Source organism: Prevotella fusca JCM 17724 (genome assembly GCF_001262015.1).
In the GTDB taxonomy this organism is placed as follows: domain Bacteria; phylum Bacteroidota; class Bacteroidia; order Bacteroidales; family Bacteroidaceae; genus Prevotella; species Prevotella fusca.
On record NZ_CP012074.1, the window covers coordinates 1215001 to 1238488 of the forward strand.

16 protein-coding genes and 1 rRNA gene (1 of these 17 cut by a window edge) are annotated in these 23488 nt (G+C 45.0%); 8 read left to right on the top strand and 9 right to left on the bottom strand.

The features are described from left to right. The 3 genes from ADJ77_RS05080 to ADJ77_RS05090 form a co-directional block, all read right to left on the bottom strand. A 16S ribosomal RNA gene (locus ADJ77_RS05080) occupies window positions 1–902 on the bottom strand; it reaches 629 nt to the left of the window's first position. Between the two features lie 915 nt (window positions 903–1817). Continuing rightward, window positions 1818–2678, bottom strand: coding sequence for an OmpA family protein (locus ADJ77_RS05085; protein ID WP_025077908.1), 861 nt, complete (start codon window positions 2676–2678; stop codon window positions 1818–1820). 333 nt (window positions 2679–3011) lie between these two features. Further along, the gene (locus tag ADJ77_RS05090; RefSeq protein ID WP_154663384.1) at window positions 3012–4622 is read right to left on the bottom strand and encodes a leucine-rich repeat domain-containing protein; all 1611 of its coding nucleotides are present in this window, start codon (window positions 4620–4622) and stop codon (window positions 3012–3014) included. Between the two features lie 930 nt (window positions 4623–5552). Here ADJ77_RS05090 and purL point away from each other — a divergent pair. From purL to ADJ77_RS05105, 3 genes are all read left to right on the top strand, one after another. After that, window positions 5553–9299, top strand: coding sequence for a phosphoribosylformylglycinamidine synthase (purL, locus tag ADJ77_RS05095; protein ID WP_050696097.1), 3747 nt, complete (start codon window positions 5553–5555; stop codon window positions 9297–9299). Window positions 9300–9436: 137 nt separating this feature from the next. Then, window positions 9437–10030, top strand: coding sequence for a chromate transporter (locus tag ADJ77_RS05100; RefSeq protein ID WP_025077905.1), 594 nt, complete (start codon window positions 9437–9439; stop codon window positions 10028–10030). A gap of 91 nt (window positions 10031–10121) precedes the next feature. Beyond that, window positions 10122–10700 carry a chromate transporter gene (locus ADJ77_RS05105; protein ID WP_025077904.1) on the top strand — a complete coding sequence of 193 codons (579 nt, stop codon included), beginning with the start codon at window positions 10122–10124 and terminating at the stop codon, window positions 10698–10700. Window positions 10701–11061: 361 nt separating this feature from the next. On the opposite strand, the gene rseP is transcribed toward ADJ77_RS05105, so the two are convergent. The 6 genes from rseP to tsaB all read right to left on the bottom strand — a co-directional run bounded on the left by rseP (window position 11062) and on the right by tsaB (window position 17169). Beyond that, window positions 11062–12462, bottom strand: a complete 1401-nt coding sequence (gene rseP / locus ADJ77_RS05110; protein WP_025077903.1) for an RIP metalloprotease RseP — start codon at window positions 12460–12462, stop codon at window positions 11062–11064. Window positions 12463–12476: 14 nt separating this feature from the next. Next, window positions 12477–13634, bottom strand: coding sequence for a 1-deoxy-D-xylulose-5-phosphate reductoisomerase (locus tag ADJ77_RS05115; RefSeq protein WP_050696098.1), 1158 nt, complete (start codon window positions 13632–13634; stop codon window positions 12477–12479). A gap of 26 nt (window positions 13635–13660) precedes the next feature. After that, window positions 13661–14182 (bottom strand): ribosome maturation factor RimM, encoded by a 522-nt coding sequence (gene rimM, locus ADJ77_RS05120; protein WP_025077902.1) that lies wholly within the window; start codon window positions 14180–14182, stop codon window positions 13661–13663. 204 nt (window positions 14183–14386) lie between these two features. Beyond that, window positions 14387–15700, bottom strand: a complete 1314-nt coding sequence (gene murA, locus ADJ77_RS05125) for a UDP-N-acetylglucosamine 1-carboxyvinyltransferase (RefSeq protein ID WP_050696099.1) — start codon at window positions 15698–15700, stop codon at window positions 14387–14389. 11 nt (window positions 15701–15711) lie between these two features. After that, entirely contained in the window at window positions 15712–16311 is a 600-nt protein-coding gene (locus ADJ77_RS05130; protein WP_025077901.1) for a DUF4290 domain-containing protein, read from the bottom strand. A 165-nt stretch (window positions 16312–16476) separates the two neighbouring features. After that, complete coding sequence (gene tsaB, locus ADJ77_RS05135) at window positions 16477–17169, bottom strand: tRNA (adenosine(37)-N6)-threonylcarbamoyltransferase complex dimerization subunit type 1 TsaB (protein ID WP_025077900.1); 693 nt, start codon at window positions 17167–17169, stop codon at window positions 16477–16479. Window positions 17170–17259: 90 nt separating this feature from the next. Between tsaB and ADJ77_RS05140 the strand changes: the two genes are divergently transcribed. The 5 genes from ADJ77_RS05140 (at window position 17260) to ADJ77_RS05160 (ending at window position 23472) form a co-directional block, all read left to right on the top strand. Then, window positions 17260–18138: a YicC/YloC family endoribonuclease gene (locus ADJ77_RS05140; RefSeq protein WP_025077899.1), complete on the top strand. Its 879-nt coding sequence runs from the start codon at window positions 17260–17262 to the stop codon at window positions 18136–18138. 295 nt (window positions 18139–18433) lie between these two features. Then, the gene (gene gmk, locus ADJ77_RS05145; RefSeq protein WP_025077898.1) at window positions 18434–19048 is read left to right on the top strand and encodes a guanylate kinase; all 615 of its coding nucleotides are present in this window, start codon (window positions 18434–18436) and stop codon (window positions 19046–19048) included. Between the two features lie 166 nt (window positions 19049–19214). Next, complete coding sequence (gene nadD, locus ADJ77_RS05150; RefSeq protein WP_082224144.1) at window positions 19215–19871, top strand: nicotinate (nicotinamide) nucleotide adenylyltransferase; 657 nt, start codon at window positions 19215–19217, stop codon at window positions 19869–19871. Window positions 19872–20363: 492 nt separating this feature from the next. After that, window positions 20364–22217, top strand: coding sequence for a phosphoethanolamine transferase (locus tag ADJ77_RS05155; protein WP_050696100.1), 1854 nt, complete (start codon window positions 20364–20366; stop codon window positions 22215–22217). Window positions 22218–22302: 85 nt separating this feature from the next. Continuing rightward, window positions 22303–23472: an acyltransferase family protein gene (locus tag ADJ77_RS05160; protein WP_025077896.1), complete on the top strand. Its 1170-nt coding sequence runs from the start codon at window positions 22303–22305 to the stop codon at window positions 23470–23472. Window positions 23473–23488: the final 16 nt, after the last annotated feature.

A 23488-nucleotide genomic window follows, 5' to 3' on the forward strand; every position in this document is an offset into this window, starting at 1 on the left:
CCGTTGCCGGCGTACTCCCCAGGTGGGATGCTTAATGCTTTCGCTTAGCCGCTGATACCAGGTACCAACAGCGGGCATCCATCGTTTACCGTGCGGACTACCAGGGTATCTAATCCTGTTCGATACCCGCACCTTCGAGCTTAAGCGTCAGTTGCGCTCCCGTCAGCTGCCTTCGCAATCGGAGTTCTTCGTCATATCTAAGCATTTCACCGCTACACGACGAATTCCGCCAACGTTGTGCGTACTCAAGGGAACCAGTATGCGCTGCAAGTCAGACGTTGAGCGTCTACATTTCACAACACACTTAATCCCCGGCCTACGCTCCCTTTAAACCCAATAAATCCGGATAACGCCCGGACCTTCCGTATTACCGCGGCTGCTGGCACGGAATTAGCCGGTCCTTATTCGTACGGTACCTGCAAGGACGGACACGTCCGCCGTTTTATCCCCGTACAAAAGCAGTTTACAACCCATAGGGCCGTCGTCCTGCACGCTACTTGGCTGGTTCAGGCTTGCGCCCATTGACCAATATTCCTCACTGCTGCCTCCCGTAGGAGTTTGGACCGTGTCTCAGTTCCAATGTGGGGGACCTTCCTCTCAGAACCCCTACTGATCGTAGCCTTGGTGGGCCGTTACCCCACCAACAAGCTAATCAGACGCATCCCCATCCATGACCGATGAATCTTTACTTCACATATGATGCCGTCAGTGAAGGCCATGGGGTATTAGTCTGCCTTTCGGCAGGTTATCCCCCAGTCATGGGAAGGTTGGATACGCGTTACTCACCCGTGCGCCGGTCGACGTCCGGAGAGTGCAAGCACCCTTCGCCGTTTCCCCTCGACTTGCATGTGTTAAGCCTGTAGCTAGCGTTCATCCTGAGCCAGGATCAAACTCTCCATTGTAAAATATGTCTTGGTGATGGATGACGGGTGGCGGGTGGTAACGAATACCACGCTGCTCCCGGCACTTCACCGAGTAATCCCTGTTCCAGAACGCCTATCCTGAAATATCAAGCTCAAAGAACCACCTTGTGTTCAAAAGTAATAGGGAAAGGGAAGATCCCGGACCCCAGTACCGAATTGAACGGTTCGTTTCTTTTACCCGTCCATTTGATATAATACCAAACAGACGCTTCTTGTACTACTTCTCTGTCTATGTAAATCTTTTCAAAGAACTCTTTTCCTTGTCGCCTCACTCTTGTCAGCCAGACGGCTTGTTTCGTAAAGCGAGTGCAAAGGTATAGAGAATTTTCATTCCCACCAAATGTTTTGAGGAATATTTTTCAAAAAACTAAAAATTAACCTGTAGTCTTGACACAAGTCAACCCAAAACCGCCAAACACACCCCTACGATTCACCAGAAAGCCCCAAAACAAGAAAAAGCAGAAAGAAAGCAAAAAGACAAAAACAAGCCACCAGGCGCAAAATCGAAAACAAAGGAAGTTTCTTTTCTTCCACGACTTACAGCAATTACCCATAAACAGGCAAAACTGCAAATCAAAGCCACCAAAGCCTGCCCCCTTGCTTCAAAACAATCATCGGACGACTTACCATACTACTATTGATTATCTAAAAGCATATCACTTTTTACAGCAAAAGAAAAATCTGCATCTTGCCAGCATGATGCAGACAAGATGCAGATTCATATATATGTCCAAACGTTTCAGTTCCTATCAATGTAGCAGATACCACACTGCTTCACCAAAGCACTTCCCACAGAAATAAATCATATATACGGAAAGTACAGCCAAAATCCACCTATACCTCCGTGGACATCGCTGGAGAATCAAGGACAGAACGTCATTATTCATAATCAGATTACTTTGCCGACTTAGTCTCAGGAGCCTCACCGATGAGATCCATAAACTGGTCAAGTTTCGGAGTAATGATAATCTGTGTACGACGATTGCGCTGCTTGCCCAACTCAGTATCATTGGTAGCAAGTGGGTTATACTCACCACGACCACCAGCAGTCAGACGCTTAGGATTAACACCGAAACGGTCCTGCAGATACTGTGCCACAGAAGCTGCACGCAGACAAGAGAGATCCCAGTTGTTACGGATATTCTTCATCTTATCATTTGCTGTATTGATAGGCACGTTATCCGTGTTACCCTCAATCAGCACGTCATAATCCTTATAATCAGTGATAATCTTGGCAATCTTGCTCAATGTCTGCTCAGCACGGTCATTCACCTCATAAGAGCCACTCTTATAAAGCATATTGTCAGCCAAAGAGATATAAACAACACCTTTCAGCACCTGTACATCAACCTCCTTGAGTTCCTCACGGCTCAGTGAGCGTGTAAGGTTATTGGTCAGCACCATGTTCAGCGAGTCACTCTTTGACTTCACCTCCACCAGGTGGCGAATGTACTGATTACTCTCATTGATCTGGTCAACGAGTTTAGAAATGTTGATGTTATTTGAATTGGCATTTCTCAAACTGTTATCGAGGCTTCCCTGCAACGCAGCAGCACTTTCCTTTGCCTGAGCCAGCTGATCTTCCAAGCTCTTGATACGTGCATTATTGGCAGCGATAGTTTCCTTGGCATTCTGATAATCTGACGCCAGCCTGTTATTCTCTGTACGACAGTTTTCCAGATCCTTCTTGCTGGCACAACTGCTGAAAGCGAGTGTACCCACAGCCAAGGCTACAATAAAAAGACTCTTTTTCATAATCATATCTTGTTTTGGGTTATTATTCTGTTGTAAAAGATAATGCAGACAGAGCAAACGAAAAATTAAATCTCGTTTTGCCGAATGCAGTTTAATCTACTGCAAAGGTATTATAAAGACGTGTAAAACAAATAGTTGTATAACGAGTTTAGACATTTTTAACCTGAAACTAACAATTAACGAAACTTTTTGATGAAATTATACAGAATAAACGGTTGGAAGACAAAATAAAAGTTGCTTCTATATACAAGTTATTTAAGGGGCATAAGATAGAGCTGGGAATAACGCCAAATCCTATGCAGCCCCTTAAAAAAACGTGAAATAATAATTCAATTATTTTACAACCTTATGCACTGCCCCATTTTTCATTTTTACAATATTCACACCACGAGCCATTGACGCACGACGTCGTCCTTGCAAATCGTATATCTCTGCTACAGTGTCTGACTCATCCTGTATCATATCAATACTATTGACAATGTCAGTACCTTCAAACTCTATTCGCTTTCCCTTATCATTGAATGTAAACACAAACCAACCTAAATCCTTAGCCTTCTTCATACTTTCTTTACTACACTCATTGCCCTCGGGGAATCCTTGTGACGCATATCGAGTATCATACGGATAGAGGTATCTTTTTTTACCTGTAGGAGCCTGTACTAAGTGGTTTACAATTTCATCCATCTTCTCACGCTTGATATTATTCACAGCAACTCCAATTTCTTCCAAACGCGGATTATTTGAAATATCCAGCTCAGTTAGGTTATTATGAGAAACATTAAGCATGCCCAACTTTTTATTTTGAGAAATATCAAGAGAAGTAATCATATTGTCATCACACTTTAAGAAATGCAGGTCTGGATTATTCCTAACATCAAGTCTTGTCAACAAATTACCAGTACAAGTCAAGTTGTAGAGTTTAGGGAGTTGGGAAAGGTCAAGTTCCTGTAAAAAGTTATATTTCAAAGTCAAGTCTTTCAAATTTTCATACTTACTTAAATCAATGGATGAAAGCGCCTGATTGTTACAGGAAATATAGATCATGCTGGCGGGATTTGAACACGAAAAGTCCGTAATCTCTGCTTCGGTGCCAATTTCGAAGCCTGAGATACAAATTCCTCTCACAGAGAATTTCCCATCAGTTCCGGTATACTTCATTTTCAAGGGTACGGGGGCATTAAGCATATACAAATTAGAACACGTTAAATTCTTCAGCTCAAAATACGAAGGAGCAGTGCCTGTCTGTATTTCTATTTCAAACTCCGTACCTGGCGCCATGTTTGTTTTGAATTCTATCTCTTCCCATTTATACGCTGTGTATAACTCAGAATAATCAACCCATTTGTCACCAGCTTGATATGTAAATATCTTTGGCGTCCAGCCCCGATCACGGAACTTCTGTATCTGTTCATCGGTCATGTAATTATTCTCATACGTATAATATGACGCCTTGCCTCTATAACCTGTATTTGGTTTCAAAAACCTCAACTCACCTTGTTTACATTGTGGAAGAGAAGAAGCCAACCGGTCAAAAACTTCACCTCTAAGCAGATTCTTTGAAAGTTCAAGCCACCTCAACTTAGGACAATTCTCTATAACCAAGTCTGAAATGAAATTATTGCCACAATTAACTTCGGACAAAAGTGGACAATCCCTTATTTCAAGGTAAGATATTCTTTCTCCTATAACATAAGGAGAATTACAATTAAAAGAACTCAAATCACCAGTCAGTACAACATCTACTCCAGGAGTAGTTTTGTAAATAGTATATCCTTTGTAGTCCTTTTCTTTCTCAGCACCCGTTATTTTAACATTTGATCCACTATAACGAAAAACAACTTTATCACTTTTGGGTTTAAATTTAACAATAGGTTCAGCCTTCACATGTAAAGATGAACAACAAACCAAAAGTACAAACAAAACTTTAAGTAATCTTGCATTCATTATTTTCAACATCATTAGGTTAATAAATATTTGACGTAAAACAGTTCTATTTTATTTAGCTCACAATATTTCAAAAATAGAAGAGTAACGATTAATTATCCCTTCTTTCATCGCGTTGCAGAACGCACACACCATAGTACTACTAAGTCAAGCGGCAAATTCCAACAACAAACATGGCAAAGATATAAATTAAATTTGAAAAACCTAATATTTTTGAAAATTATTTTTAATTACGTATCATTTTGATTACTAAAATGTATTAGAAAGAATATATCAAACCATAACAAGGTGTTATTTCAAAAAGAAGTAACGTTGAAGATGGTAAAATAATATCTTACATAGCCATGTTCTACAATATATTATGATACACAATTACAGAAATAAAGACATAGTATCAACAACTACTACTAAATAAGTTTTAGACCAGTCTACAATTAGTAAAAAAGACCAAAAGGAGTCAACCAAAATCATTAAAGTATAGAATTATTTTCACGAAAGAAAGAAATTATTTTCATGAAAAGAAATATTTTTCTTCATGAAAAAAAATAATTATCTTCATGAAAAGAAATTCGAGACAGCTGTTCGATGGGGTCTAATCCACACCTTGATGAAAGGGCAGAAGAGTACTTTTAACTATAGAAAAGCTGCTGAATAAGCTATGCCTAAAAGAGTTTTTACAACGGGAAAAACGACTTGGAAAGCCATTAGGAATACACATCAGAAAGATAAGGAAAGTAGCTTCATAGTTACACAAAAATAAGGTTCGCCCTTAATTCCCACTACAACTTCAACAACATAATTCCAAACAAAATAGAGCTTGAAGATTTATAATACCTAAGAAGACTAAAAAACAATCGACAAAAAGGCAGTATATCCAAAGAATATCGTATCTTTGCAAACAGAAGTAACACCAAATTTTATATAAAGACTATGATTCTTTTCTTCAGAACTCAGTCCAAAAGCGTGATTGCCACAGAAGTCAATCATGCGTTATCCGATGCGGAAATCAAAGAACTTTGCTGGCTCTATGGCGATGCTACCTACTTGCAGAACGAAGAGACGCTGCAGGGCTACTATGTGGGACCACGCCGTGAGATGATTACTCCTTGGAGTACAAATGCCGTCGAGATTACTCAGAACATGAGCCTTGACGGCATTTTGCGTATAGAGGAGTACTATCCTGTAAGCAGTAAAGAGGCTGAACACGACCCGATGTTGCAACGTATGTATGACGGTCTGGACCAGACCATCTTCACCGTCAACCACGAGCCTGAGCCTATCAAACGTGTGGAGGACTTGGAGAAGTTCAACGAAGAGGAAGGCTTAGCACTCTCACCAGAGGAGATGGAATATCTCCATAAGATAGAGAAGCAGAACGGCCGACCACTCACCGACTCAGAAATCTTCGGTTTCGCACAGATTAACTCAGAGCATTGCCGCCATAAGATTTTCGGTGGTGAGTTCATCATTGATGGCAAGGTGATGGAGAGCAGCCTCTTCAGCCTCATCAAGAAGACAACAAAAGAGAATCCCGGTAAGATTCTTTCAGCTTATAAAGACAACGTAGCCTTTGCTCAAGGTCCAGAAGTTGAGCAGTTTGCACCAGCAAACCAGAGCACATCCGATTTCTTCCGTGTGAAGCCTATCGAGAGTGTTATCTCTCTAAAAGCTGAAACTCACAATTTCCCTACTACTGTTGAGCCATTCAATGGGGCTGCAACAGGTACAGGTGGTGAGATACGTGACCGCATGGGCGGTGGCGTCGGCTCATGGCCTATCGCTGGAACCGCCGTATATATGACCGCCTACCCGCGTCTGACAGAAGATGACGGTACAAATCCTAATTTACGTGATTGGGAAGACATCCTTCCTGTTCGTCAGTGGCTCTATCAGACTCCAGAGCAGATCCTTATCAAGGCATCTAACGGTGCGAGCGATTTCGGCAACAAGTTCGGTCAGCCACTGATTACTGGTTCTCTGCTTACTTATGAGCATCAAGAGAATGGCGAGAAGTATGCTTACGATAAGGTGATTATGCTTGCTGGCGGTGTGGGCTATGGTACCAAGCGCGACTGTCTGAAGGGCGAGCCACAGGCAGGCAACAAGGTGGTTGTCGTTGGTGGTGATAACTACCGTATCGGACTTGGTGGCGGCTCTGTATCATCGGTTGATACGGGTCGTTATTCAAATGGTATCGAGCTGAATGCCGTACAACGTGCCAACCCAGAGATGCAGAAACGTGCCTATAACCTTGTGCGCGCATTGGTAGAAGAAGACAACAACCCAGTTGTTTCCATTCACGACCATGGTTCTGCAGGACACTTGAACTGTCTGAGTGAGTTGGTTGAAGAGTGTGGTGGCAAGATTGACATGACACAGTTGCCAATCGGCGACAAGACACTAAGTGCCAAGGAAATCATTGCCAACGAGTCACAGGAACGCATGGGCTTGCTCATTGACGAGAAGCACCTCGACCACGTGAAGAAGATTGCAGAGCGCGAGCGTGCACCGATGTATGTTGTTGGTGAGACAACAGGCGATGCTCACTTCGCATTCGTACAGGGCGATGGCGTAAAGCCATTCGACTTAGACGTAGCACAGATGTTCGGTCATTCTCCAAAGACAATCATGAAGGATGAGACCGTAGAGCGCAGGTATGAGAATGTTTCTTATAGTATAAATAAGGTGGAGGAATACCTCCAGCGTGTGCTTCAGTTGGAAGCCGTGGCTTGTAAAGACTGGCTGACCAACAAGGTTGACCGCTCCGTAACGGGTAAGGTAGCCCGTCAGCAGTGCCAGGGTGAGATTCAGTTGCCACTCTCAGATTGTGGTGTCGTAGCCTTGGACTATCGTGGTCACAAGGGTATCGCTACTGCACTCGGTCACGCTCCACAGGCAGGACTCGCTTCACCAGAGGCAGGCTCTGTCCTTTCCGTAGCCGAGTCATTGACCAATATCGTATGGGCACCATTGGCAGACGGCATGGATAGCCTGAGTCTTTCAGCCAACTGGATGTGGCCTTGCCGCTCACAAAAGGGTGAAGATGCACGTCTTTACAGTGCTGTTAAGGCATTGTCAGACTTCTGCTGTGCTATCGGCGTGAACGTTCCAACAGGTAAGGATTCACTTTCCTTGACCCAGCAGTATCCTAATGGTGATAAGATTATCTCTCCGGGAACGGTCATCGTGACCAGTGGTGGTGAGGTGAGCGATGTTCGTCAGGTGGTTTCTCCAGTACTTGTAAACAACAAGAACACACGCCTCTATCATATCGACTTCAGTTTTGACGAGCAGCGTCTTGGCGGTTCAGCCTTTGCACAGAGCCTCGGAAAGATCGGCAGTGACGTTCCAACCGTAAAAGAACCACAGTACTTCTGCGACTGCTTCGATGCTGTACAGGAGATGATTCGTCGTGGATGGATACTCGCTGGACACGACATTTCAGCAGGTGGTTTGATTACAACATTGCTTGAGATGACCTTTGCCAATGCTGAAGGTGGCCTGCATATCAACCTCCACGACATCAAGGGTGACGATGTTATCAAGAAGCTCTTTGCAGAGAATTCAGGCGTCGTAATCCAGGTTGCTGACGAACATAAGGAAGAAGTCAAGGAATTCTTGACAGAAAACTGCATCGGCTTTGCCCGCATCGGCACACCAAGTCCAGACAAACGCACCCTCAGTATTGCTGATGGTGACTGGAAAGCAGCGTTCGATATTGACGCATTACGTGATACGTGGTATAAGACATCTTACCTGCTCGACCGCAAGCAGAGTATGAACGGCATGGCTAAAAAGCGTTACCTGAACTACAAGAAGCAGCCCATCGAGATAAAGTTCAATGCAGACTTCACTGGTACACTTCAGCAGTACGGTCTCGATGCAGACCGTTGGAAGACTTCAACACCTAACACCCAACATCCAACACCAAAGGCAGCTATCATCCGTGAAAAGGGAACCAATGGTGAGCGTGAGATGGCTTACGCACTCTATTTGGCTGGCTTTGAGGTGAAGGATGTCATGATGACCGATCTCATCACAGGTCGTGAGACCTTGGAGGAGGTGAATATGATCGTCTTCTGTGGTGGTTTCTCTAACTCTGACGTACTCGGTTCTGCAAAGGGATGGGCTGGCGCTTTCCTCTATAATCCAAAGGCAAAGCAGGCACTCGACCGCTTCTACGCACGTGAGGACACACTGTCACTGGGTATCTGCAACGGCTGTCAGTTGATGGTTGAGTTGAACCTCCTCAACCCAGAGCACAAACATCGCGCTCACCTCTGCCACAATAACAGCAAGAAGTTTGAGAGTTCATTCCTGAACTTGACCATTCCACAGAACGACAGTGTGATGTTCGGTTCACTGAGCGGCAACAAACTCGGTATCTGGGTAGCACACGGTGAGGGTCGCTTCTACCTGCCAGAGGCTGAAGACAAGTATAATATCATCGCTAAATACAACTACGCAGAGTATCCAGGCAACCCTAACGGCTCTGACTACAACGTTGCAGGTATCTGCTCGGCTGACGGTCGTCACCTTGCAATGATGCCACACTTGGAGCGCGCTATCTTCCCATGGCAGCAGGCTTACTATCCACGTGAGCGTCGTCAGGAAGAGGTTACACCATGGATTGAGGCATTTGTAAATGCCCGAAAGTGGGTTGAAAGCAAACTGTAAAGACTGCTTCTCACCATTAAAGACAACACTGGGAAACGCCCTCATCTGAGTAATAAGCACCTAAGTAGGTATATGTGAACAGATGGGGGCGTCTGTGCCTATCCAATATTGATTCCCCCCACAAATAACAAGACAAAGTGGACAAAGATAACATTTCATCAACACCCAACACCCAACACCCAACACCCAAAGGATTCTACTGGGACGCCTTCAAGACCTTCTTCAAGATTGGAGCCTTTACGCTTGGTGGTGGTTATGCTATGATTTCGATTATTCAGAACGAAGTAGTGGTGAAAAAAAAGTGGATTCCTGAAGACCAGTTCGTCGACCTGATAGCCGTTGCGCAAAGCTGCCCGGGCGTTTTTGCTGCCAACATCAGCATCTTTATCGGCTACAAGATACGGAAGACGCCGGGTGCACTCTGCACCTGTCTGGGCACAGCTCTTCCCTCTTTCCTCATCATTCTCTTTATAGCTCTCTTCTTCCATCAGTTTATGGACATCCCTTGGGTAGCCGCAATGTTCCGTGGAATACGCCCTGCTGTGGTGGCATTGATAGCTGTACCAACCTTCACTTTGGCAAAGAGTGCAAAAATATCATTGGCAAACTGCTGGATTCCTATTGTCACCGCCATTGCCATTTGGTTGTTAGGCGTTAACCCTGTCTATGTCATTATTGCTGCAGGACTGGGCGGATTTCTCTATGGGAAGTTCATCAAGCCGACGGAGTAAAAAACCTCCCCCAGCCCCTCCGAAAGAGGGGAGAGCCTAACGGGATATATTTCGGACAAGAAACAGCACACTAACAACAGAAACAACAATTATGACATTATACTTAGAACTATTCTATACATTCTTTATCATCGGACTCTTTGGATTCGGTGGAGGGTACGGAATGTTATCACTGATACAAACTGAAACGGTTGTGAACCATCATTGGCTCAGCTCGGCTGAGTTTACTAACATCGTTGCTGTTTCACAGATGACACCCGGACCTATCGGCATCAACTCTGCAACTTATTGTGGCTACACAGCTGCACACAATGCTGGATTCAGCGGAGGAATGGCGGTATTGGGTAGTGTCACAGCTACCGTTGCCCTTGTGCTGCCATCACTGATAATGATGATTCTTATCAGCAAGATGTTCCTCAAGTATATGAACACACCCATCGTGCAGTCTGTCTTTGCTGGTCTGCGCCCAGTTGTTGTAGGACTGCTGGCTGCTGCCACCTTATTATTATGCAATGCCGAGAACTTTTCAGCACCGAACGTTAACCCCTGGCAGTTCTATATCAGTCTGTTTCTCTTTGCTGCCACCTTTATCGGCACGATGTGGCTAAAGATAAATCCCATCCGCATGATCTGTTATGCCGCCTTTGCTGGGGCCGTATTATTATATTAGAGGACTCTACCCCCGGCTAAAGGATTAGTCCAAAGCTGCCCAAACTGCTTTTCTAACAATATCCAGCATATTTCCCGACAACTTATTGCAAGACATTTAGCCGTCTATCATTTTCGTATTGACCCTTAGCACCACTCGTGCGGGGGCTTAGCACCATTCGTGCTAACCAACAACACCAACCGTGCCAAGACCAAACATCTTAGGACCTGAGAGCTGAAAGAGTTGTACAGACCTGCAAATGAAAGGCATTATGCAACCTATAACAAACAAAATCACGCAATACCTGCATTTGCAAGTATTGCGTGATTTCTTATTAAATCCCTCTCAGAAAGGCTTATTTCATTAGAAGCAGGTTCTTATCTTACATGATATGCAACCAACGAAGAATATCGTTGAGGTTGGCAAATATCATGAGGAGAATCAGCAGGGTGATACCCACATACTCCGCACGAATCATGAACTTCTCAGATGGTTTACGACGGGTAATCATCTCATAAAGAAGAAAGACCACGTGTCCACCGTCCAATGCCGGAATAGGAAGAATGTTCATGAAGGCAAGGATGATGCTCAGGAAAGCTGTCATCGACCAGAACATATACCAGTCCCAGAAAGGAGGGAAAAGACTGCCGATAGCTCCAAAGCCACCAATGCTCTTGGCACCGTCAGCCGAAGCAAGGTAACGGAAGTTGCCGACGTAGCCACGCAGTACGTTCCAACCGTGCTTGATACCAGCTGGAAAGCTCTCAAAGAATCCGTATTCCTCCTGTACTGGCTTATAGTATGTGGCAAGTGTTGACTGCATAACGCCTAACTTCAAGTCGGGTGTCAGCACCATCTTCAGCGTATCAATCTTTGATTTTCCCTTATGCTGAACAGTCAGCACTATCGAACGGACAGCAAGAGAATCCTTATGAGTATTCTTCACTGACATAACATCACTCAAGACACCCGTCTGATAGTTCATATCCGTCCATGTCTCAACTGGCTTCCCGTTGATAGACTTGATTATATCGCCTGCCTTGATACCAGCCTTGGCAGCAGGAGTACCACCCAGTACGCTGTCAACCTGTGCCGGAATGAAAGGCTCAACAAAGAAAGGACGTGTCTTTATCATCGGCAGCATATCCATGTCACCGGGCAAAGATATACTGTGTTTCTTACCATTTCGCAGTACATCCACACGCTTTGCCTGTGCAATCTGACGGAAGAAATCGCCATTCACATTGGCATACTCACGGAAAGGTCCCTGGTCGGTACCAAGCATCACATCGTGGTCGTGGAAGCCCAAAGCCTTTGCATCAGCATTGAAACGCATACCCATGCTCATGTCAGACACCTTGAAATAGCTATCGCCCCATGTGAACATAATCATGGAATATATGAAGAGGGCAAGCACAAAGTTAACCAATACACCACCAATCATAATCAGCAGACGCTGCCATGCAGGCTTTGTACGGAATTCCCACGGCTCTGGTTCCTTCTTCATCTGCTCGGTATCGAAACTCTCGTCAATCATACCGGAAATCTTGCAATAGCCACCCAACGGCAGCCATCCCATACCATATTCAGTATCATCCTTCTTTGGTTTCCAACTGAAGAGTTTGCCCTTCCACTTACCGATACCCACATCGAAGAAGACGAAGAACTTCTCAACACGAACGCCGAAGAGCTTCGCAAAGAACATGTGTCCGCCTTCATGAAGCAGAACAAGCAAAGAGATTGCCAGAACAAACTGAAGCAACCTGATCAAAAATGTTTCCATTATTTATCAATTCATTATTTATTATTCATAATATCCAGCGCAACACGGCGCGCCTCAGCATCCGTCTGCACATAAACGTCATAGTCTGGATTACTGTCAAATGCTACTTTCCGCATTGTTTCCTCAATAATTTCGCCCATTGCCAGGAAAGTGCAAGCCCCCTTGCGGAAGCCTTCGTTGACAATTTCATTGGCAGCATTGACGATACAAGGCATATTGCCGCCCTTGTTGATGGCTTCGTACGCCATTGCAAGACACTTGAACTTCTCCACATCAGGCTCAAAGAATTCCAAAGGCTGACGGAACAGGTCTAACCTGTCACCACTCAACTGCAACCGTTTCGGGAACGAAAAAGCATACTGAATGGGCAGACGCATGTCAGGAACGCCCAACTGTGCCTTTACACCACCATCAAAGAACTGTACCGCACTGTGGACGATAGACTGCGGATGTACTAACACTTGTATCTTATCTGCTGGTACACCGAAGAGCCACTTGGCTTCTATCACCTCAAATCCCTTGTTCATGAGGGAGGCAGAGTCAATGGTAATCTTTGCGCCCATATCCCATGTAGGGTGCTTGAGAGCATCGGCAGCAGTAACATTCCTCAACTGTTCATGGCTGAAAGTACGGAAAGGACCACCCGAACAGGTGAGAAGAATCTTCTCAATCTCGTTCTCATCCTCTCCTACCAGGCTTTGGAAGATGGCACTGTGCTCACTGTCTACTGGCAGGATAGGCACATGATACTGTTGAGCCAACTGAAGAATCAACTCACCAGCTACAACAAGTGTCTCCTTGTTTGCCAGGCAAATCTTCTTCTTTGCCTTGATGGCATGTATCGTTGGTGCAAGACCAGAATAACCAACCATCGCTGTGAGCACCACATCTATTGATGGCGACTCTACAATATCCTCCAAGGCTTTGCCACCGGCATATACCTTTACATCAGGCATATCAGATAACTCTTGCTTCAAAGCGTCATAGTAAGCCTCATCAGCAATGACAACAGCAGCCGGATTGAAGCGACGAGCCTGTTCTGCAAGTTCCTTCCAACGATGGTTGGCAGTGAGCGCATACGCCTCATAGAGGTCAGGATGCTGACTGATGACATCAAGGGCTTGCGTACCGATACTGCCTGTTGACCCTAATATACAGATTTGTTGTTTCATTTAATTCTTTTGTTTTATGCAGCGGATCAAAGGTCGAGCAGACCTGCAGGAATCCGCATAGTAATCGTCTGAGACGCTATGTCTGTTGCAACAATCAGTTCGTCACTGGCAGGAATAAGAATTTCCTCACCTTCAGGCGTACTCACCTCAAAGAGCGTATTGACTGTTGTTTCATCTACAGCAACAATCTTGCCAATCACATTGTTCGCAGCTTCATCTATCAAGGAATAACCGACAATCTGCGCCCATGACACATCATCTGTCCCTTCCTCTGCCAATTTGCGTGGGAAATAGACATTACATCCTGTCAGTTCACGTGCCTGTGCGTCGCTGTCAATATCGCAGAATTTCATCAGGGCTATCTCGTCAGAACGGAATCGGTATTCCTCCATAAAGAAAGGAACGAGGATTCCGTCAATGTCCAATATAAGGTAATCAGCATCTACCACATCAAAAACGTCATCGGAGAACTGCAGCTGCAACTCTCCGTGTACGCCATGCGGCTTCCCGATGCGCCCTATCTTATAGACTTCTTCCTTCTTTATCATCTTTTCACTTATATCAACAGTGCTGATAAAACTACTGTTTATTTCAACACCAAATTGTTTGTTCAGTAAAACAGTCGACCGTTTTGTTCAAAACCATCAACTCTTTTGAGAAGAAAGGTCAACCCTTTTGCAAGAAAAGGTCAACTCTCTTTACCTAAAACCTACAACACATACTCTCAAAGTGCGGTTTTAGATACGATGAGACTAACATATTTCTGATCGCCGAATCTTCGCGCCAAGGGCATTCAGACGTCCTTCGATATTTTCATATCCACGGTCAATCTGTGCAATATTATCAATACGACTCGTTCCCTGTGCCGTCAATGCAGCTATGAGCAGGGCGATACCTGCACGGATATCAGGGCTGGACATACGTCCGGCACGGAGTTTCCTGGCATTGTCATGACCAACGACCACTGCACGATGAGGGTCGCAAAGGATAATCTGTGCACCCATATCAATGAGCTTATCCACGAAGAACAACCGACTCTCAAACATCTTCTGATGGAAAAGAACACTTCCCTGCGCCTGTGTTGCTACGACAAGAAGCACGGAAATAAGGTCTGGGGTAAGTCCCGGCCATGGCGCATCACTGATTGTCATGATTGACCCGTCAATAAAAGAATCTATCACATAGTGGTCTTGACGAGGAATGATAAGGTCGTCCTCATCTTCTATTATCTGCACACCAAGCCTACGGAAGGTATCAAGAATCAGTCCCAGATTATGAACTGATGCGTCTTTTATACGGATGCCGTCACCGATCATGGCAGCTATTCCTATGAACGAGCCTACCTCAATCATATCAGGTAGAATACGATGTTCTGCAGCATGCAGTTCCTTCACACCTTCAATGGTAATCAGATTGCTGGCAATGCCGCTTATCTTTGCCCCCATTGCATTGAGCATGTGGCAGAGCTGCTGGATGTAAGGCTCACAGGCTGCATTGTAAATCGTTGTTGTTCCTTCTGCCAGGACCGCAGCCATAATGATATTCGCAGTACCCGTAACGGATGCTTCATCCAAAAGCATATAAGTTCCCACAAGTTTATCAGCTTGTATCTCATACACATCACGGTCCTCAACACGCCCGAAGTGTGCACCGAGATTCTTGAAACCAAGGAAATGAGTATCCAGACGGCGACGACCGATCTTGTCGCCACCCGGCTTGGCAATAGTAGCCTTACCGAAACGTCCCAGCAACGGACCAATCATCAGAACGCTGCCACGCAGGGATGAGCACTTCTTCACAAAGTCATTGCTCTCCAGATAGTCAAGGTTCACTTCATCTGCCTGGAACGAGAACTCGTTGGGAGCAAGTTTCTTCACCTTCACTCCTATATCCTGCAAGAGCTTGATGAGATTGTTCACATCAAGAATATCAGGAATATTGCGGATGACTACCTCTTCTTTTGTCAACAGTGTTGCGCAAATCACCTCCAAGGCTTCATTCTTTGCACCTTGTGGAGCAATCGTGCCACTCAGCCGATGTCCACCTTCTATAATAAAGGATTCCATGTGTCGTTATCTTACTTTTTCTTCTTGTTACGGGGCTGGACAAACTCCCTTACATTAATCTTCTCAAACTTGAACGTATCAAGGTCAAGCTGTATCTTACCATCTGTAAAGCGGGCAAGGTCAGATGCTATCTTCTCATCAACACTGGTACCATGTCCCCATTGCATCAGACTACGTTTCATCTGATTGGCAACAGAGCGCACGAAAGCATCCCGACGATCACCAGGTTCCATTGCCTTCAGTTCTTCAAAAGCCTCGAAGAGCAGTTTGCCATAATGTCTTACGGGAATATTCGACATGGGATAAGGCATTGGCTCAGGCTTAGCGGCAATCTTCAATGCCTGCGATACGTCACAGGGATAGTCGATATCCAACTTAAAGTTAGCCATCAATGCCAGATGATCCCATAGTTTCTCCATGTGGTCAACATTCCCACGGTTCTGGGCATTCATCCTGTCCATGATGGAAATGATGGTCTCTGCACACCGCTGACGCTCTTCCTTTGTGGGAAGTCCTACGGCATGGTCTACCATGTTTTGTATCTCTCGTCCATACTGTGGAAGTATGAGCTTCTCTCGCTGTGTGTTATAATCTAATCCGGGTATGTTCATTGGGTGATAGGTGTTAAGTGATGGGTGTTGATGGATTGTGGGAAACGAAATGGTTAGGGATTGACAGACTATAATCGCCTTTATCCTAACAGGCTTCTGTCAGTCACTTTCCATCTTTACTTTACTCTGTCAGTAAGCACCGTCTCAAAGGGAACGGGAAAACGTCTACAACAATGGCTTCGCCTGTTTGGCAACAAAGTCCTTGAGGTAGAATGGAACAAAATAGGCAACATCCTCGAACTTCTCCTCTGCAATACGCTTTTCTGCCAATGGAAACATATTCTTAGCCAAGGCGTCAACTCCCTTGATGAGATGCGCATTAGGATGATTGATAATCTCCATACACTTCTCTGCGCCATTACCAAAGAAGTAAACAGGACCACGGTCAAGGTATTCTTTGTAGGTATCCTCGTCTACTACATCCGCCTGAATGCCACGCACCTCCTTCAAGGCACGATTATATACGGCAGAATAAACCTCCATACGACGTGCATCAATCATCGGAACAAGGAGGGCATTATCCTCTACTTCCTCGTGATGAAGTAATACAGGCACTGCCAACAGTTCCAATGTAGGCACTGCCAACAGCTTCACGCCACGACCATAGCAGATGCCCTTTGCCATGGATACGCCGACACGCAGACCGGTATATGACCCCGGACCGCTACTAACAGCCACTGCATCCAGCGGCAATTCATTATTATCAATAAAGGCGAGTGCCTCGTCAACGAATGTTCCTAACTTCTCTCTATGCTTAGGATCGAGTGTATCTTGCTTCTCGAAGATACTGGACCCATCCTGACTTACTGCAACAGAGCACACATTTGTGCTCGTATCAATGTTTAATATACAAGACATAAAAAACAATTATGTTCTAAATAACATGCAAATATACTCTTTTTATTCCACATTTTTTGTACATTTGCAAAAAATTAACGCGAAAAGCTCATGATACTATCAATGACGGGCTACGGCAAAGCTACCGTAGCCTACAAGGAAAAGAAAATCAACGTTGAGGTGAAATCACTTAACAGCAAGTCGCTCGACCTCTCAGCACGCATCGCACCTCTCTACAGAGAAAAGGAAATGGACATCCGTCGCCTGCTCGCACAGAAACTGGAACGTGGCAAGGTTGACTTCTCCCTTTGGGTTGAAAAGGAGTCAATGGTTGACGCTACTCCCATCAACGCTGCTCTTGTAGAAAACTATTATAAACAAATCAAAGCCATCTCTGAGTCTACGGGTATTCCAGAGCCTGAAGATTGGTTTACGACACTTCTCCGCCTACCCGATGTAACAACCAGAACCGAAGTTGAGGTGTTGGACGAGGAGGAATGGGTAGCAGCACTGCAGGCTATCAACGAGGCTATTGACAAACTCACCGAATTCCGCAAACAGGAAGGTGCGGCACTGCAGAAGAAGTTTACCGAGAAGATTGACAACATCGCCAACCTGCTGAAGAGCATTGAGCCTTTCGAGAAGAGCCGTGTACCAAAAATCAGAGAAAAGATTATCGATGGTCTGAAACAGATTCCTGAGGTAGACTACGACAAGAATCGTCTTGAGCAGGAACTGATTTACTACATTGAGAAACTTGACATCAGCGAGGAGAAACAGCGACTGACTAACCACCTCAAATACTTCCATGAGACGATGGAAGAAAGTGGTCATGGAATTGGCAAAAAGCTCGGTTTCATCGCACAAGAGATGGGACGAGAAATCAACACCACAGGCTCCAAGAGCAACCAGGCAGAGATGCAGAACATCGTTGTCAAGATGAAGGACGAGCTGGAGCAGATCAAGGAACAGGTCTTGAATGCGTTGTAAACGCAAGTTAACCAGCCTTTTTAAGTGACTGATAATGCTGTAATAAGCCACATTGCACTAATTTGAAACAACATTATCAGCCACTTCTATCAAATTTTCTTCACGAAAAAAATTATTTATTTTCACGAAGAAAAATATTTATTTTCATGAAAAAAAATATTTTCTTTCATGATAATAATTTGAAATTAAGACATTGTACCGTTTGAAGAGGTCATTTATAACTATACAAAAAGGCTTCTCTAACAACGTAAATCATATAGTTTAAAACACTCATACCATCCTATATTCATCCAACATGGTAACAACAAAAAACACCACATCAAATGTTCAAAATTCTGCCTGTGGCAGATTACTCATCCTCTCCGCACCTTCTGGTTCTGGTAAAAGCACCATCGTACAGTGGTTGATGCAGGAACATCCAGAATTAAAGTTAGCATTCTCTATCAGTTGCACCACCCGTGCACCACGTGGTACGGAACAGGACGGCGTGGAATATATCTTCCTTTCGCCTGAACAGTTCAAGGAGAAGATTGCTAACGAGGAGTTTCTCGAGTACGAAGAGGTGTATGAGAACCGTTTTTATGGTACATTGAAATCACAGGTAGAGAGCCAGTCTGCAGCTGGTCAAAACGTTGTTTTCGATGTTGATGTAAAGGGGGGATGTAACATCAAGAAGTTCTATGGCAATCGTGCCTTGAGCCTTTTCATCCAACCTCCATCAGTTGAAGAGCTCCGCCGCCGCCTTGTTGGCCGACAGACTGACAGTGCTGAAGCCATCGAAAACCGCCTTGCCAAGGCTTCCTACGAACTCACCTTTGCCGATAAATTTGACAAAATCATCGTCAATGACGACCTTGAGAAAGCTAAGCAGGAGACTTACGAGGTTATAAAGGAGTTTTTAGAAGGATAAAAAGCCTCCCCCGCCCCCTCCGAAGGGAGGGGAGCTTAACCATATACTAAGAATAAAAAGGAACCCTTTATCATAAAGATTGGTATTTTTCCCAGAACAGATAGAATCTCTCCAGGATTACTAAAACAACTAACCCATCTATAACTAACACCCCCAACCACCTCCAATGAAACCATCATCCCACTTCACCCCGTCAGGCACTCCCCTCCCTTTGGAGGGGCTGGGGGAGGCTTCCATCGGCATCTTCGGTGGTTCCTTCAACCCTATCCACAACGGACATATAGCTTTAGCAAAGGCTTTTCTTGAAAAAGAAAACTTAGACCAGGTGTGGTTCATGGTATCACCCCAAAACCCATTCAAGGTGAACCAGCAACTCTTAGCTGACCATCTGCGTCTGGAACTGGTGTGTAAGGCAACAGCTGACAATCCTCATTTCAAGGCTTCGGACTATGAGTTCCAACTCCCGAAACCTTCCTATACTTGGAACACCCTGCAGCAGCTCAGCCATGACTTCCCCACTTACCGCTTCACACTTCTCGTTGGTGGTGACAACTGGGAAGCCTTCGACCGCTGGTATCATGCAGAAGACATACTTGCCAACTACCCGATTGTGGTTTATCCTCGGCAGGGGCAGGCAGTCTCTCGCACAACACTTCCCGATGGCGTAAGCATTCTCAACACGCCTCTCATAAACATCAGCAGCACTGAAATTAGGCAGCGTGTTAAACAAGACGAAGACATCAGCCAGTTTGTTCCTGCAGACATAGAAGGAGATGTCATCCGCCTTTATAAGACAGCTGATACATCCTTGCAACAGGAATAAGCAGAAGGACGGCAACTGAATCCATAAGTCATTGTTCCCCTCCTCTATCTTCTTTGGGAAGCCTACCTCATAAACATTGCTGGTCACCCAATGTCACAGACCTGCTTCAAATCACAGTTTGTCAAAATAATTCCAACGCCTTGAATCGTACTGATGCTTGACAGCACTCCAACTAAGCACTAATTGACATCCAATAGGTGCTTAATTGAAGGCTAAGTAAGGCTTAATCGGAGCCCAATTAAGCACCACTTATTTACTATTTATCGTAACACTCTGTCAGGATGAGCGTTACATCGAACTGAATTTTTCATTTCACCCCTGACTTATTAGTAGGCAAAAAAATCAGATATGTAAAGATACTTCAGCGTTGCAAACACAAGAAAACACAATACAGACTTCACATGAACGGATAACAGTGGCATTAATTTTATACTTAAATTTTGACTTATACTAAAAATAGTGTTAACTTTGCAAGTAAATATATACGTTTACATGAAATTTATTAAACAAGCTGTCTGCTTACTGAATAAGGCATATCAACCCATTAGGGACAATGCCTCATTCTTTTTCTTCATGTACCTTATCGGTATATTAGTATCGTATGCGGAGTTGCCTGCCAACAACCCCAATGCTGCCGTATATGGCAATCTGTGGTTAGAGCTGTTTCTCGATCTGTATATTATCTGCACCATCCTCTCACTGATTCCAAAGAAGATTCGCCGATGGATTCGTGCTTTTCTCTATATCATAGCTTACAGTACAAGCATTGCTGACCTCTTCTGCTGGGTAAAGTTCCAGTCGACATTAAACCCGTCAATGCTCCTACTTGTCGGCGAGACCGATGAACGTGAGGCAAGTGAGTTTTTCAGCAGCTATTTTACGTCTGACCTTATCCTTTCAAGTGTAGGACTGCTACTGCTCGTTATGCTTATCCATATCCTCAAAGCATTTTGGAAGAAGGTAAAACTGCCGCCAGCTATCAGCTACAAAATGATGGTTGTGAGCCAAATCATCAACCACATCCAACCTGTTCTTGGAGGTATTTGCATTGTATTTCTTGGCTGGTCAATTGAATCCTCAGCCCACAACAAGAAAGAAATGGTGCAGATGTTCTCTTTAGACACCATCGGCTCTGTAGAACATGAACTGACAACCACGGATTGCGCACAGTTCTATCTGCCCGTCTACCGCCTTGCTTTCAGCATCTTTTCCAACGAACTGGCATCGCAACAGATTGATCGCCTCATCGAAGCAAAGGACAAGATGGAAGTGGACAGCTGTTCGTTCAAATCGCCCAATATCGTCCTTATCATCGGCGAAAGTTATGGCAAACATCATTCACAGCAATATGGTTACTTCATGCCGACCAACCCTCGGCAGATAAAACGGGAAAAGTCGGGGCTGCTCGTACCTTTCAATGATGTCGTAGCACCATGGAATCTGACCAGCTTCGTGTTCAAGAATGTCTTTTCCCTACACGTTGTCGGACAGGAAGGTGAGTGGTGTGACTATCCACTCTTCCCCTCACTGTTCCGCAAGGCTGGCTATCATGTCACTTTCATAACCAATCAGTTCCTGCCGAAGGCAAAGCAGGCTGTATATGATTTCAGCGGCGGATTCTTCCTGAATCATCCGGAACTTTCGCAGGCAATGTTCGATTCCCGCAATGAACAACTATACCAATTTGACCGCGGTCTGCTCGATGATTACGACAAAAAACAAGAACAACATAACACCGAGCACTACCTCATTATCTTCCATCTCATCGGACAGCATGTCAACTACAAGCAACGTTGTCCGAGCGACCGCCGCCACTTCAAGGCTGAAGACTATGCCAAGAAGCGTGCCGACCTTGACGGGAAACAGCGGAAGATTCTGGCTGATTACGACAATGCCGTACTGTATAATGACTCCATCGTCGACGAGATCATCAAGCGGTTTGAAGACCAGGAAGCAGTCGTCATCTACATGCCGGACCACGGAGAAGAGTGCTATGAGGACAGTCGTGGCTTCATCTGCCGCAACCATTCAGCAGCCATCGACTACGATCTGGCACGCTATGAGTTTGAAATCCCTTTCTGGGTCTACTGCTCACATAAGTATGCAGCCAAGCATCCAGACATTTTCCAGGAAATTATCAGTGCAAGGAACCGCCGCTTTATGACGGATGCTCTACCCCACATGCTGCTTTATCTGGCAGGAATCCACACGAAAGATTACCACTCCGAATATAATATTCTCAGTCCGCAATACAACGAGATGCGACCGAGAATACTCAAGAATACTACGGATTACGATAAACTCTCCCGCCCATCCGACCACCATTCGCAACGTAAAGGAAAGTAAGGAGACAACAGCCATACGAAGCCCGGGCAGGACTTCCAGCTGAAACACACCGGAGAGAACACAAAAGCAGAATACAATAAAAACAATGTTCAATAAGATATTTAAATCTGAACGCAACAGACTTTCGCCCATTTCATCGGAAAGAAACGAAGGCGGAACGCTCACTCGGACGGAATGTAACGCATTACGGGGACTTGCCATCATTGGAATCTTCCTGCACAACTACTGCCACTGGCTGCGACCTGTGGTGAAGGAGAACGAATACCAGTATTTCCAGCACAATGTAGACGGACTCTACCAGGTGCTGCAAGGGCAGTGGGATGAGCTTTTCTTCTTTCATATCCTGTCATTCTTCGGACACTATGGGGTGCCGGTATTCCTCTTCCTGTCTGCTTACGGCTTGACAATGAAGTACGAACAAAGACCAAACACAGCCCCAGCAGGCAGTCAGCAGACACCATCAAACCTGCCACTCTTCGGCTTCATCAAGTACCATTGGCTGAAGCTCTTCCGCATGATGATTGTCGGCTTCGTCGCCTTTACGATGGTTGACGCCATTACAGCAGGACAGCACCATTACAAAATGATGGATATTATCGCTCAAATGGGACTTTTCAACAACCTGCTTCCCCACCCTGACGACATCATCTGGCCCGGTCCTTACTGGTTCTTCGGGCTTATGATTCAGCTTTACATTGTTTATCGGCTCCTTCTCTATCGCCGCCATTGGGCGTGGAACGTGGCTTTGATTGTTGTTTGTTTTGCCATACAGCTGGCTTGCGAGCCAGAGAGTGAGGCACTGAACCGCTGGAGATACAACTTTATCGGTGGTATGCTGCCCTTCGGAGCAGGTCTGCTTTATGCAAGATATGCACGCCCTTGGAGTACAGCTACCAACCTTGTTGCCTTCATCCTTTCCATGTTTGCTATCCTGCTGATGAGTTTCAGCTACGCCACATGGCATCTTGTACCGCTTGCCGTTTGCATTGCTTCCGTTACATTCGTGAAGCTGTTGGGACAGTTGGAAACAGGAACAGGATACAGGAACATATCCATAATGAACGTTCTTTCATGGGTAGGCAGCATTTCTGCAGCCCTTTTCGTCTGCCACCCCATCACAAGAAAGATATTTATTCCTATCTCCAAAGAGGGCGACTATTGGGCAGGTCTCCTGCTTTACATCATTGCATCGCTTTGTCTGGCATGGCTGTTCAAGGAACTGATGAAGAAGATTCCTGGTCCGAAACTAAAATAAAAAAGATATAAGAATC

Coding starts and splice junctions, on each gene's coding strand:
- ADJ77_RS05085 (WP_025077908.1), bottom strand. CDS start 2,678: ATGAAAAAGAGTCTTTTTATTGTAGCCTTGGCTGTGGGTACACTCGCT.
- ADJ77_RS05090 (WP_154663384.1), bottom strand. CDS start 4,622: ATGAATGCAAGATTACTTAAAGTTTTGTTTGTACTTTTGGTTTGTTGT.
- purL (WP_050696097.1), top strand. CDS start 5,553: ATGATTCTTTTCTTCAGAACTCAGTCCAAAAGCGTGATTGCCACAGAA.
- ADJ77_RS05105 (WP_025077904.1), top strand. CDS start 10,122: ATGACATTATACTTAGAACTATTCTATACATTCTTTATCATCGGACTC.
- rseP (WP_025077903.1), bottom strand. CDS start 12,462: ATGGAAACATTTTTGATCAGGTTGCTTCAGTTTGTTCTGGCAATCTCT.
- ADJ77_RS05115 (WP_050696098.1), bottom strand. CDS start 13,634: ATGAAACAACAAATCTGTATATTAGGGTCAACAGGCAGTATCGGTACG.
- rimM (WP_025077902.1), bottom strand. CDS start 14,182: ATGATAAAGAAGGAAGAAGTCTATAAGATAGGGCGCATCGGGAAGCCG.
- murA (WP_050696099.1), bottom strand. CDS start 15,700: ATGGAATCCTTTATTATAGAAGGTGGACATCGGCTGAGTGGCACGATT.
- ADJ77_RS05130 (WP_025077901.1), bottom strand. CDS start 16,311: ATGAACATACCCGGATTAGATTATAACACACAGCGAGAGAAGCTCATA.
- tsaB (WP_025077900.1), bottom strand. CDS start 17,169: ATGTCTTGTATATTAAACATTGATACGAGCACAAATGTGTGCTCTGTT.
- ADJ77_RS05140 (WP_025077899.1), top strand. CDS start 17,260: ATGATACTATCAATGACGGGCTACGGCAAAGCTACCGTAGCCTACAAG.
- gmk (WP_025077898.1), top strand. CDS start 18,434: ATGGTAACAACAAAAAACACCACATCAAATGTTCAAAATTCTGCCTGT.
- nadD (WP_082224144.1), top strand. CDS start 19,215: ATGAAACCATCATCCCACTTCACCCCGTCAGGCACTCCCCTCCCTTTG.
- ADJ77_RS05155 (WP_050696100.1), top strand. CDS start 20,364: ATGAAATTTATTAAACAAGCTGTCTGCTTACTGAATAAGGCATATCAA.
- ADJ77_RS05160 (WP_025077896.1), top strand. CDS start 22,303: ATGTTCAATAAGATATTTAAATCTGAACGCAACAGACTTTCGCCCATT.